This window comes from Dietzia cercidiphylli, assembly GCF_014145145.1.
Classification (GTDB): Bacteria; Actinomycetota; Actinomycetes; order Mycobacteriales; family Mycobacteriaceae; genus Dietzia; species Dietzia natronolimnaea.
In genome coordinates, this window is sequence record NZ_JAALEA010000172.1 from 1 (window position 1) to 11,315 (window position 11,315).

At 70.0% G+C, this 11,315-nt stretch carries 13 protein-coding genes; 9 read left to right on the plus strand and 4 right to left on the minus strand.

Annotated elements, in window-relative coordinates:
- Together lnt and G6028_RS06725 are read left to right on the plus strand one after the other, a co-directional pair.
- On the plus strand, positions 1 to 1,060 hold a 1,060-nt coding region (lnt, locus tag G6028_RS06720), incomplete at its 5' end, for an apolipoprotein N-acyltransferase (protein WP_182658404.1).
- A 12-nt stretch (positions 1,061 to 1,072) separates the two neighbouring features.
- Positions 1,073 to 1,840, plus strand: coding sequence for a polyprenol monophosphomannose synthase (locus G6028_RS06725; RefSeq protein WP_182658410.1), 768 nt, complete (start codon positions 1,073 to 1,075; stop codon positions 1,838 to 1,840).
- A gap of 107 nt (positions 1,841 to 1,947) precedes the next feature.
- On the opposite strand, the gene G6028_RS06730 is transcribed toward G6028_RS06725, so the two are convergent.
- Positions 1,948 to 2,292, minus strand: a complete 345-nt coding sequence (locus G6028_RS06730; protein ID WP_179525251.1) for an RNA polymerase-binding protein RbpA — start codon at positions 2,290 to 2,292, stop codon at positions 1,948 to 1,950.
- Between the two features lie 153 nt (positions 2,293 to 2,445).
- On the opposite strand from G6028_RS06730, the gene G6028_RS06735 reads away from it, so the two are divergent.
- Together G6028_RS06735 and G6028_RS06740 are read left to right on the plus strand one after the other, a co-directional pair.
- A complete protein-coding gene (locus G6028_RS06735) occupies positions 2,446 to 2,802 on the plus strand; it encodes a hypothetical protein (RefSeq protein WP_179525250.1) in 357 nt (118 codons plus the stop codon).
- Positions 2,803 to 2,882: 80 nt separating this feature from the next.
- Positions 2,883 to 5,252: an ATP-binding cassette domain-containing protein gene (locus G6028_RS06740; protein ID WP_182658405.1), complete on the plus strand. Its 2,370-nt coding sequence runs from the start codon at positions 2,883 to 2,885 to the stop codon at positions 5,250 to 5,252.
- A 13-nt stretch (positions 5,253 to 5,265) separates the two neighbouring features.
- Here the strand turns inward: G6028_RS06740 and G6028_RS06745 are convergent, their stop codons facing one another.
- Positions 5,266 to 5,484, minus strand: a complete 219-nt coding sequence (locus G6028_RS06745; RefSeq protein WP_182658406.1) for a sigma factor-like helix-turn-helix DNA-binding protein — start codon at positions 5,482 to 5,484, stop codon at positions 5,266 to 5,268.
- A 90-nt stretch (positions 5,485 to 5,574) separates the two neighbouring features.
- Here G6028_RS06745 and G6028_RS06750 point away from each other — a divergent pair, with 90 nt between their 5' ends.
- The 3 genes from G6028_RS06750 to G6028_RS06760 are packed head-to-tail and all read left to right on the plus strand — an operon-like array spanning position 5,575 to position 7,250.
- Entirely contained in the window at positions 5,575 to 6,159 is a 585-nt protein-coding gene (locus G6028_RS06750) for a pyridoxamine 5'-phosphate oxidase family protein (RefSeq protein WP_179525247.1), read from the plus strand.
- A 3-nt stretch (positions 6,160 to 6,162) separates the two neighbouring features.
- Positions 6,163 to 6,789: a GyrI-like domain-containing protein gene (locus tag G6028_RS06755; protein WP_182658407.1), complete on the plus strand. Its 627-nt coding sequence runs from the start codon at positions 6,163 to 6,165 to the stop codon at positions 6,787 to 6,789.
- A gap of 23 nt (positions 6,790 to 6,812) precedes the next feature.
- Positions 6,813 to 7,250 (plus strand): PaaI family thioesterase, encoded by a 438-nt coding sequence (locus G6028_RS06760; protein WP_182652349.1) that lies wholly within the window; start codon positions 6,813 to 6,815, stop codon positions 7,248 to 7,250.
- A 30-nt stretch (positions 7,251 to 7,280) separates the two neighbouring features.
- Here G6028_RS06760 and G6028_RS06765 read toward each other — a convergent pair whose 3' ends face one another.
- Positions 7,281 to 7,721 (minus strand): MarR family winged helix-turn-helix transcriptional regulator, encoded by a 441-nt coding sequence (locus G6028_RS06765; protein ID WP_179525244.1) that lies wholly within the window; start codon positions 7,719 to 7,721, stop codon positions 7,281 to 7,283.
- A gap of 108 nt (positions 7,722 to 7,829) precedes the next feature.
- On the opposite strand from G6028_RS06765, the gene G6028_RS06770 reads away from it, so the two are divergent.
- Positions 7,830 to 8,261, plus strand: coding sequence for a DoxX family protein (locus tag G6028_RS06770; RefSeq protein WP_182658411.1), 432 nt, complete (start codon positions 7,830 to 7,832; stop codon positions 8,259 to 8,261).
- Between the two features lie 56 nt (positions 8,262 to 8,317).
- Here G6028_RS06770 and G6028_RS06775 read toward each other — a convergent pair whose 3' ends face one another.
- The gene (locus tag G6028_RS06775; RefSeq protein ID WP_182658408.1) at positions 8,318 to 9,280 is read right to left on the minus strand and encodes a CE1 family esterase; all 963 of its coding nucleotides are present in this window, start codon (positions 9,278 to 9,280) and stop codon (positions 8,318 to 8,320) included.
- A 67-nt stretch (positions 9,281 to 9,347) separates the two neighbouring features.
- On the opposite strand from G6028_RS06775, the gene G6028_RS06780 reads away from it, so the two are divergent.
- On the plus strand, positions 9,348 to 10,853 hold the full coding sequence (locus G6028_RS06780) for an amidase (RefSeq protein ID WP_182658409.1): 1,506 nt from the start codon (positions 9,348 to 9,350) through the stop codon (positions 10,851 to 10,853).
- The last annotated feature ends 462 nt before the right edge of the window (positions 10,854 to 11,315 follow it).

Here is an 11,315-nt window from a genome sequence, read left to right on the forward strand (position 1 = left end):
CGCGATCGGGCTCACGGTCCTGCTGGTCGCGCGCCGCCGCCAGCCGTTGCGCGCCGCCACGGGGCTGCTGGCCGTCCCGCTGGTCACCGTCGGACTCGTCGCGGTCGCCGCGGTCGACACCACGACCGGGTCACCGGGGGAGACGGCCGACGTCGCCGTCATCCAGGGCAACGTCCCCCGCCTCGGGTTGGACTTCAACGCCCAGCGTCGCGCGGTCCTGGAGAACCATCTCCGGGTGACCTCGGAGCTCGCCGACGACATCGAGGCCGGCACGGCGGCCCGGCCCGACCTGGTGCTGTGGCCGGAGAACGCCTCCGACATCTCGCCCCTGGCCGACCGTCTGGCCGGCGCCCAGATCACCTCCCTGTCCCGGCGCCTGGACGCCCCGATCCTCGTGGGCACCGTCCTGCCGGTCGGGGACGGCCCCGAGGCCACCAACTCCTACCTGGTCTGGGACGGACGATCGTCCGACTCCGCCGCCGGTCCGGTGGTCGACCGTCACGACAAGAAGTACATCCAGCCGTTCGGGGAGTGGTTGCCCCTCCGCGCGCCGCTGGAAGCGCTGTTCCCGATCGCCCGGACCGCGGGGCACTTCGTCCCGGGTGACGGCACCGGGCTGATCACCGCGGCCGGGATCGACCTCGGTGTGGCCATCTGTTTCGAGATCGCCTTCGACGCCGCGGCCCGTGAACCGATCGCCCGCGGCGCGCAGATCCTCACCGTGCCCACCAACAACGCGACCTTCGGCAGATCCCCGATGACCTACCAGCAACTCGCGATGTCGCGGGTCCGGGCCGTCGAGCACCACGTCCCCGTCCTCATCGCCGCCACGAGCGGGGTCAGCGCGGTGATCGGCCCCGACGGTGAGGTGCGCCAGGAGACCGGGATCTTCGAGCCCGCGACACTGGCGGCGCAGGTCGAGTTGGGGACCGCCGGTACGATGGCAACCCGACTGGGCGGCATTCCGCAGATGGTGAGCTGTCTCATCGGGCTCGTCGGCCTGGGATGGGCGTTGATCCGCACCAGGCAGCGACCCGCGACCGAGCACGAGGAGACGTAAGTGACCGATCCGATGGCGCCTCCGCCCGCCGCTGCGTCCGCGCGGACCCTGGTGATCATCCCCACCTACGACGAGCGAGACAGCCTGCCGGGCGTCGTCGAGCGTCTGCTCGCGTCGTCTCCCGACGTGGCGGTCCTCATCGCCGACGACAACAGCCCTGACGGCACGGGGGAGGTCGCCGACCGGCTCGCCGCGCAGGACGCGCGGGGGCGGATCACCGTCCTGCACCGCCCGGGCAAGCAGGGACTCGGGGCCGCCTACATCGCCGGATTCCGCTGGGGCCTGGAGCGCGGCTACACCGTGCTGGTGGAGATGGACGCGGACGGCAGCCACCCGCCCGAGCGGCTGCCCGCGATGCTCGCGGCGGTCGACGCCGGCGCGGACCTGGTGATCGGGTCGCGCTACGTGCCCGGCGGCAGCGTGGAGAACTGGCCGTGGCAGCGCCACGTGATCTCCCGCGGAGGCAACGTCTACTCCCGGATCATGCTGGGCGTGGGCATCAGGGACATCACGGCCGGCTTCCGGGCCTATCGCAGCGAGTCACTGATGCGCCTGGACCTGGAGGCCATCGAGTCGAAGGGCTACTGCTTCCAGATCGACATGACCTGGCGGCTGCTGAACTCCGGGGGCACGGTCGTCGAGGTCCCGATCACCTTCACCGAGCGCACCGTCGGGCAGTCCAAGATGAGCGAGTCGATCTTCCGGGAGGCCGCCGTGAACGTGGCCCGCTGGGGCTGGGAGAAGCGGCGCCGTCAACTGACGTCACTCGTCCGGCGCTGAGCCGGCGCCCTCCGGAGCCGACCTGGCACCCCTGGACGCAGGACGCCCCGGCCCCGTGAGGGGGCCGGGGCGTCCTTGCCGGGTCGTGATGCCCGGCGTCAGGATGCTCAGCGGGCGCCGGCGCGCCGACGCTTCTTGAGGATGTCCATCCGCTCCTTGAGCAGGTCCTCGAGGTCGTCGAGCGAGCGACGCTCGAGGAGCATGTCCCAGTGGGTACGCGGCGGCTTGCCCTTCTTGACCTCGACCGCCGGACCGTCGATGAGCTGGCCCTCCTGGCCGTTCTTGCACATCCAGGTCCCGGGGATCTCGGCGTCATCGGCGAACGGGACCTCGTACACCTCGCCGTTCTCCGTCTGGTACTTGGCCATCCGCCGGGGCGCGAGATCGGTGTCCCGGTCGGTCTCGTAGCTCACCGCACCGAGGCGGCTGCCTCTGAGGACTCGATCTGCCATGCGAACTCCTTCTACCGTGTTCGTCCGTCTGTCCAGCTGCCTGCGACACGACGCTGCCGTGTTCCTGGTGATGTAACGCCAGGTGACCCCCCAAATGTTCCCACGGGATAGGGCAGCAGGCCAGCCGGGGACCGTCTCGGTACCCTGACCTCCGTGGACACCGACGCCCCCGCCGCTCAACCCCCGCCTCGGCGGGGCGAGGCCTCGTGCGCGTGGTGCGGGCGTCCGGTGGACGAGGGCGACACGGGCCGACGACGACGGTACTGCCGCCGGTCGTGTCGTCAGCGCGCCTACGAGCAACGGCAGTCTCTGCGGGTCCGCGAACTGCCGGAGGGGACCGTGGTGCTCTCGGAAGCCGAGTCGACGGACCTCATGGACCGGATGTTCCAGCTCAGGTGCGCGTGCGAGGACCTGCGCACCGCGATCCTCGAGGGAGAGGACGCCACCGAGTTGGCCCGGATGTCCGGTGACCTGGTGGACGCTGCCCGGCGCGCCGAACGACTGAGGTGAACCGCGACTGAGGTATCCCTCCCCGGCGGGGTGTCCGGCACCTACGGTTGTCCGCAGACACCCCAGCGAGGAGACGCCCCGTGAGTGAGCACATCGCCGATTCCCATGACGTCATCCGCGTCCGGGGGGCGCGGGAGAACAACCTGAAGTCGATCAACGTCGACCTGCCCAAACGACGGCTCACGGTCTTCACCGGGGTGTCCGGTTCCGGCAAGAGCTCACTGGTCTTCGCCACGATCGCCGCCGAGTCCCAGCGGATGATCAACGAGACCTACAGCGCGTTCCTCCAGGGCTTCATGCCCACCCTCGCGCGCCCCGACGTGGACCTCCTCGACGGCCTCACCACCGCCATCGTGGTGGATCAGGAGCGCATGGGGTCCGACCCACGTTCGACGGTCTGCACGGCCACCGACACCGGAGCCCTGCTGCGCATCCTGTTCAGCAGACTGGCGGAGCCGCACATCGGCGGACCCAAGGCGTATTCGTTCAACGTCGCGTCCGCCAGCGGGGTGGGCATCCTGACGAAGGCGGACGGCACCCGGCAGAAGGCGGAGTTCTCCATCACCGGCGGGATGTGCGCCAGGTGCGAGGGGCGTGGGTCGGTGTCCGACTTCGACGTCGACGCTCTGGTCGACCGGTCCAGGTCCCTCGCCGAGGGGGCCATCACGGTACCCGGGTACTCGATGGACGGGTGGTACGGACGCATCTACGCGGGGTCCGGCTTCTTCGACATGGACAAGCCAGTCCGCGATTTCACCGAACAGGAGATGCACGACCTGCTCCGGAGGGAACCGGTCAAGATCAAGGCCGACGGGATCAACGTGACCTTCGAGGGGCTCATCCCGAAGATCCAGAAGTCGATGCTGGCCAAGGACGTCGAGGCGATGCAGCCGCACATCCGGGCATTCGTGGAGCGAGCCGTGGTGTTCACCACCTGTCCGGAGTGTGACGGCACCCGCCTGAACGAGGGCGCACGATCGTCGCGGATCGGCGCACTGAACATCGCCGATGCCTCCGCCATGCAGATCACCGACCTGGCCGAGTGGCTTCGCGGGGTCTCCGAACCATCGGTCGCCCCGCTGCTCGCCGCGCTGCAGCACACCCTGGACTCCTTCGTGGAGATCGGATTGGGCTACCTCTCCCTGGACCGGCCGGCCGGCACGCTCTCCGGTGGTGAGTCGCAGCGCGTCAAGATGATCAGACACCTGGGGTCGGCGCTGACCGACGTGACCTATGTGTTCGACGAGCCGTCGATCGGTCTGCACCCGCACGACATCCAGCGGATGAACGACCTGCTGTTGCGGCTGCGTGACAAGGGGAACACCGTCCTCGTGGTGGAGCACAAGCCGGAGATCATCGCCATCGCCGATCACGTGGTGGACCTGGGGCCCGGTGCCGGGTCCACCGGTGGCGAGATCTGCTACGAGGGGTCGGTCGCCGGCCTCCGGGGAAGCGACACGGTCACCGGCCGCCACCTCGACGACCGCGCGACGCTCAAGGACGGGGTCCGCAGGGCGACCGGCCACCTCGAGGTGCGGGGCGCGACCGCCCACAATGTCCGGGACGTGGACGTCGACATCCCGCTGGGCGTGCTGTGCGTGGTGACCGGCGTGGCCGGCTCCGGGAAGAGCTCGCTCATCCACGGGTCGGTCTCCCCACGTCCCGGTGTGGTCGCGATCGACCAGGCCGCGATCCGCGGGTCCCGCCGCAGCAACCCGGCCACCTACACCGGGCTGCTCGAGCCCATCCGGAAGGCCTTCGCCAAGGCAAACGGGGTCAAACCCGCCCTGTTCAGCCCCAACTCCGAGGGCGCGTGCCCCACGTGCAAGGGGGCGGGCGTGATCTACAGCGATCTCGGTCTGATGGCGGGGGTCGCCACGACGTGCGACGACTGCGAGGGCCGGCGCTTCCAGGCCGAGGTCCTGGAGTACCGGTTGGGGGAGCGCAACATCGGTGAGGTCCTGGCGATGTCGGTGGCCACGGCAGAGGAGTTCTTCCGCGAGGGACCGGCGCGGATTCCGGCCGCGCACAAGATCCTGCTCCGGCTCCGCGACGTGGGACTGGGCTACGTCCGGCTGGGACAACCGCTGACCACGCTGTCGGGAGGGGAGCGGCAACGTCTCAAGCTGGCCGCGCAGATGGCGGACAAAGCGGAGGTCTACGTGCTCGACGAACCGACCACCGGCCTGCATCTGGCCGACGTCCGGAACCTGCTGGGCATGCTCGACCGGCTGGTGGACGCGGGCAGGTCCGTCGTCGTCATCGAGCACCACCAGGCCGTCATGGCCCACGCGGACTGGATCATCGACCTCGGTCCCGGGGCCGGCCACGGTGGCGGCCGCGTCGTGTTCGAGGGCACGCCCGCCGAGCTCGTGGCAGCCCGGTCCACGCTCACCGGTGAGCACCTCGCGCGGTACGTGGCGGAGGGTGTCGAGCCCGCGATCGGGTGAGGGGTACCGGCGATCACCCCGCCTTACCGAACCGCTTGTGCAGTGCCTGCTTGCTCACTCCGAGGACGACTCCGATCTCCGCCCAGCTCAACCCGTGCAGCCGAGCGTGTCGGACCGCCGCCGACTCCTCCCGGGCGAGCGCCGCCCTCGCCTCCGCGATCGCGGCCAGGCGGGCGACCGGGTTCGGCGTGTCTTCCTCGTGGTCGTCGGCGTCGTCATAGGTCGTGTTCACATTTCTCACCTCGTTCGTCAACCTACGTTGACAGCACCGGGCGCGTCAATCAGAGTTGACGGTCCGGTACGGCGGACTAGGGTCGTGGTCATGCCCACCAACCGATATCCCGAGATCGCGTTCGGTCCCGCCGCCCGTGCACGGCAGGAGTCGACGGGCGTCACCAGGCCGACGGAGACCGGCGAATTCGCCCTGGAGGGCACGGACTCCGCGCTGATCCGGCGCGCCGACCACTTCCTCCTCTCGAGCGTCACCGAGTCCGGGTGGCCGTACGTCCAGCACCGCGGGGGACCCACCGGGTTCGTCCACGTCCTGACGCACACCTCTCTCGCGTGGCTGGAGTTCCGCGGAAACCGTCAGTACGTCTCCGTGGGGAACATGGACCACGACGGGCGCGTCTGTCTGCTCTTCGTGGACTATCCCACCCGGGCCAGGCTCAAGGTTTTCGGTCACGCCCGGGTCATCGAACCGGACCGGGACCCGGACCTGATCGGGCGCCTGCGTTCGATGGGGGAGAGGACCTACACCGGGCATGTCGAGAGGGCGATCGTCGTGGATCTCGTGGCCGCCGACGCCAACTGCAGCAAGCACATCACGCCGAGGTGGGATCGCGCGTACATCGATGACCTCACCGAGGTGTACCGCCGGCAGATCGACGAACTGCGGGAAGGGTGAGACGTGGGAACCTTCGACATCAAACGGGAGCGCAGGGACCTCTACAACGGCACAGTCGCGAGGTTCGACCTGGTCGAGGTACCACCGATGCGATTCCTCACGGCCGACGGCTCGGGGAACCCCAACACCTCCGCGGACTACGGCAAGGTGCTCGAGGCGCTGTACACGTGCTCCTATGCGGTGCGGGCGGTGGCCAGGGTCGAACTCGGGCGAGTCCACACCGTCGGCCCGCTCGAGGGTCTCTGGTACGCCGACGACCTCGGGGTGTTCACCGCGCGGGACAAGGACGCCTGGGCGTGGACCATGATGATCTGGCAGCCGGACTGGGTCACCGAGGACATGGTGGCCTCCGCCGTGGAGACGGTGACCCGGAGGAAGCCTCACGTCGCGGTGGACCGGGTCCGCCTCGAGGAGTTCGCGGAGGGCCCGGCCGTCCAGACCCTGCACGTCGGACCGTACGACGCGGAGGGTCCGGTCATCGCCCGGATGCACGAGGAGGCCATCACCGGTCGCGGCCTGATCGCCTCGGGGCACCACCACGAGATCTATCTCTCCGACGCGCGCAAGACCGAACCGGCTCGGCTGCGGACGATACTGCGCCAACCCGTGGCGAGCGCCGCGGAGCAGTGATCGGGTGCGGGTAGAAAGAACTCATGACCACCTCCGACGGATTCCCCGATGCCTCTTCCGATGACGCGAGCAGGTTCGTCCGAGCCTCAGGGCTCGTCATCGACGAGGTGACCGCGACGAGCCTAAGGGGCCATGCGCTTCTGGGCGAGGACCACCTCACCGCGTGGGGGACCGTCCACGGGGGTGTCTACGCCAGCATCGTCGAGTCCGCGGGCGGCGCGGGCGCCGGAGCCGCCGTGGCCGACCGGGGCCAGATCGCGGTCGGCGTCCACAACGGCACCGACTTCCTGCGGGCGTCGACCGGCGGGCGGGTCGACGTGAGCGCGGAAGCGTTGTTCCAGGGGCGCGGTCAGCAGCTGTGGGACGTGGTGATCCGCCAGTCCGAGAGCGGCACGGTACTCGCGAGGGGCCAACTCAGGCTGCAGAACGTTCCGCGGCCGGATCCGGCTCGGCACAGCTGACCCCACCCGGGGCCCGGCGGCGCCCCGGACTCACGTCGCGTCGGCACGCTCCAGCGCCGCCACGACATTCCGCGCCAGTCGACGCAGCTCGAGGAGGTCCTCCGCCGGCAGGTCCAGCTTCTCCAACAGGGAGCACTGGATGCGGCCCGCCTCGTCGCGGAGGGCGTGCCCGGCGTCGGTCAGCACGACGGTCACACTCCGGGCGTCCCCTCCCGCCCGGTGACGCGACACCAGTCCGGCGGCCTCCATCCGCGAGATCAGCGGGGAGAGGGTGCCGGAGTCCAGGAGCATCCGGTCGCCCAGCTGTCGGATCGTCAGACCGTCCTCCTCCCACAGGGCGAGCATCACCAGATACTGGGGATAGGTGAGCCCGGCCGAGGCCAGGGCCTCCCGATAGGCCGCTGTCGACGCCCTGGAAGCGGCGTAGAGGGCAAAGCAGACCTGCTGGTCGAGGCGGAGATCGGCGTCCATCTCCCCATTGTCCCGCAGAATTCGATTGCGCACAATTGAGTTGTGCGCAATACTTCTGTCATGGAGCACACCCCAGGTACGCGACCGGCCGGACGCACCGGCACCCGGATGACACGACGCCCGGGCCGGGCCGGCGAGGTGATCCGTCACCTGGGACGCTGGACCCTCGGCGCCGCACTGCTGGGCGCCGGCGTGGGACACCTGACCACCATGCGGCAGGAGTTCCAGGCCCAGGTGCCCACCTGGGTGCCCCTGGACCCGGACTTCGTGGTGCTGGCCTCCGGTGTCGTCGAGATAGGACTGGGCGCCGCCCTCATCCTGGCGCCGACGAGGTTCCGGCCCGCCGTGGGGTGGGTCACCGCCGGCTTCGTCGTGGCGATCTTCCCCGGCAACATCTCGCAGTACGTCACCGGCACGGCCGCCTTCGGACTGGACACCGACCGCGCCCGCCTCATCCGACTGTTCTTCCAGCCCCTCCTGGTGGCGTGGGCACTGTGGTCCACCGGGGCATGGAGAGCGTGGCGCGGCCGGCGCGGCTGACCACCGGCACCGGTGCGGTCAGGGCGGCCCGGGTGAGGCGGGTCGACCGGGCGTCCTCACGGCGGGCCGGGGGAGAAGAACCGCCAGATCTCGCCGGGCGCGTCGTACCGGGCCCCACCGTCGCGGCCCCACCTGCCGGACAGGGTGGGGAAGGAGTGCCCCACCCGGTCCACCATCACCAGGCGCACCGGATCCGGGCCCTCCCAGGTGATCGTCTCGGCGTCCCCGTCCCGACTGACCGACGGGGACGACCCGGCAGCGGCGACCCCGTTGTGTCGGGCGAACCACTCGGCGCCGTCCACGGCGGACAACACCTCACCCCGCGACTGCGCGGCGAGGCCCGATCCCACGCGGACCTCGCCACCGTCGATCGGGTTGATCGGGTCCTGCCGCCCCTGGACAAACATGATCGGAACCGGCTCGCCACCGACCCCGCAGTCCAGGTTCTCCCGGGTCGGGGGATTGGCGGCCACCGCCGCGACGCCGTCGACGAGGTCCGGCGCCTCGAGGGCGAGTCGCATGGCCATGTGCCCGCCGGCGGAGAAGCCCACCGCGTAGACCGGACCGGTCGTCCCGAGCGACCCGGCGGCCTCCCGGAAGAGCCCCACGTCGTCGAGGTCCTCTTCCTTCGCAGGCCAGTCGCCCTCCCTCCGACACTCGTTCCAGTTGTTCTCGTGGCCGTCGACGTAGACGATCGCGAAGCCCTCTTCGTCGGCCAGGCGCTCCAGGTCGGGGCCTATCCCGTTGCGGATCCCCGAGCCGGTGTCCCCGGTCCCGTGGATGACGAGCAGCACCGGCGCCGAGGGATCGCCCTCCGCCGCCGGGGGACGGTAGACCGTCCACGTCCGGGTCAGGTCGTCCATCACCGTCGAGTGGCTGGTCAGGTTCCGCGACCCATCTGTGGGGATCGACGCGGACGGGGAGCGATCGCCGGACTGCCCTGCACACGCGCCCGTCGCGATCGCGAGCACGAGGCATACCGCGGCCCGGAGGGGTCGGGGGAACGTCGACTCTGTCATACCCCGAGTCTGGCGCATCTCGCGCTCACCCGTCCCGGCGGACGGCCTCTGGATACACTCACAACCCATGGACATCGATGAGTATCGTCGCCACGACGCCCTGGGCCTGGCCGACGCGGTCAGGTCGGGAGAGGTGACGGCGGGCGAGTTGCTCGAGGTCGCGTTGCACCGGGCGGACGCCGTCAATCCGCACCTCAACGCCATCGTCCAGCGGATGGACGACCGGGCCCGGGAACGGGTGGCGGGGCCGCTCGACGGCCCCTTCGCCGGCGTTCCCTTCCTCATCAAGGACCTCGGTCAGGACTACCGCGGGGTGCCGACCAGCGGAGGCTCGCGGCCCCTGTCCCGTATCCCGGCGGCCGAGCATTCGACAGTGGTACAGCGCTGGCTCGACTCGGGCCTCGTCATCTTCGGCAAGACCAACACCCCGGAGTTCGGCGCGAAGGGCATCACCGAACCGGACCTCTTCGGTCCCGCCCGCAACCCGTGGGATGCGAGCAGGACGCCCGGAGGTTCCTCGGGAGGGTCAGCCGCGGCGGTCGCGGCCGGTGTCGTCCCCGTGGCGGGGGCCAGCGACGGCGGCGGTTCGATCCGCATCCCGGCCGCCTGCTGCGGCCTGGTCGGGCTCAAACCGGGCCGCGGCCTGGTCCCCATGGGGCCGTCGGTCGGAGAGGCGATGCACGGTGCTGCGACGAACGGCGTGATCTCGCGCTCCGTCCGCGACTCCGCGGCGATGCTCGATGTGTTGGCGGGCGGGGAGCCGAGCGGACCCTACCTTCCCGGGGTGCCCACCGAGAGCTTCCTCTCCCAGGTCGGTCAGGATCCGGGACGGCTGCGGATCGGTGTGTGCACCGCATCCTCGATCAACTCCGAGCCCCACCCGGAGGCCTTGGCGTCGGTGGAGGCGGCCGCACGGACGCTGTCCGACCTCGGTCATGACGTGGAGATGCTCACCGAGCAACCGGTCGACGACCTGGCGTTGGCCCGCGACTTCCTCGCCACCTGGTTCGTGGTCCTGGCGTGGCAGGTCGACGACGCCAAGCGGCGCACGGGGTGCCGGGACGGTGACTTCGAGCTCGACACGCAGATCATGGCGGCCCTCGGACGAGCGCACAGCAGTGTCGAGTACGTCGACACGGTGATGCGTCGACACGAGCACGTGCGGCGGTTGTCGGCCTTCTTCGACGGCTACGACCTCCTGGTCACGCCCACGCTGGCCGACCTGCCGCCGCATATCGGCGCGCTGGACACCCCTCGACTGGCACACCGTGCGGCGACCGGGCTACTCAAGACCCGGACAGCCGGCCTGCTGCGACGCTCGGGGCTCGTGGAATCGATGATCGACAACAACCTCAACTGGATCCCGTACACCCAGCTGGCCAATCTCACCGGCCGACCGGCGCTCTCGCTGCCTCTGCACCGGACCCCGGAGGGCGTGCCCATGGGGGTGCAGTTCATCTCACAGCTCGGGGGTGAATCCATGCTCCTGCGCCTCGCCGGTCAGCTCGAGCAGGCGGTGCCGTGGGATCACCGGCGGCCGCCCGTACCCGCCGGCGCGGGGCGACCTCGATAGCTCGGGGAACGTCACCCGGCAACACGGGGAGTGCCCCTGGAAACGTCACTGTGACGTTGTGAGCGCAGCCAGCCAGCCGCCCCGGTGCCGCCCCGAAGAGCCGGCGATTAACCCGTCAGGTCGGGTTCCACCCGTCTGACTGGTTCCGCCCGCCAGAGTCCACGCCCGGCGGTACCGGGTGACACCTCGGGGCCAGGCCACCCACAGGGCGTCACCCCACGACGGAGTCGGCCGTCGCGAACGACATGGGCGGAGACAGCGTCGATATGGTGGCGACCTCAGCCGATGAGCGGGGCGACCCGGAACAGCCCGACAGAAGCACGCGGCGCCGGGCCCGACAACCGGGCGGCACGATCGACAGCATCGCTGCAGGGCCCACTGCTATCAGCCTTCTGGTTAAGTGCCGATAATCTACATTATGTAAAGTCAAAGCTGCTGAGTTGTAGATCCTGCGAACTCGAC

Coding starts and splice junctions, on each gene's coding strand:
- G6028_RS06725 (WP_182658410.1), top strand. CDS start 1,073: ATGGCGCCTCCGCCCGCCGCTGCGTCCGCGCGGACCCTGGTGATCATC.
- G6028_RS06730 (WP_179525251.1), bottom strand. CDS start 2,292: ATGGCAGATCGAGTCCTCAGAGGCAGCCGCCTCGGTGCGGTGAGCTAC.
- G6028_RS06750 (WP_179525247.1), top strand. CDS start 5,575: ATGCCCACCAACCGATATCCCGAGATCGCGTTCGGTCCCGCCGCCCGT.
- G6028_RS06760 (WP_182652349.1), top strand. CDS start 6,813: ATGACCACCTCCGACGGATTCCCCGATGCCTCTTCCGATGACGCGAGC.
- G6028_RS06765 (WP_179525244.1), bottom strand. CDS start 7,721: ATGGACGCCGATCTCCGCCTCGACCAGCAGGTCTGCTTTGCCCTCTAC.
- G6028_RS06770 (WP_182658411.1), top strand. CDS start 7,830: ATGACACGACGCCCGGGCCGGGCCGGCGAGGTGATCCGTCACCTGGGA.
- G6028_RS06775 (WP_182658408.1), bottom strand. CDS start 9,280: ATGACAGAGTCGACGTTCCCCCGACCCCTCCGGGCCGCGGTATGCCTC.
- G6028_RS06780 (WP_182658409.1), top strand. CDS start 9,348: ATGGACATCGATGAGTATCGTCGCCACGACGCCCTGGGCCTGGCCGAC.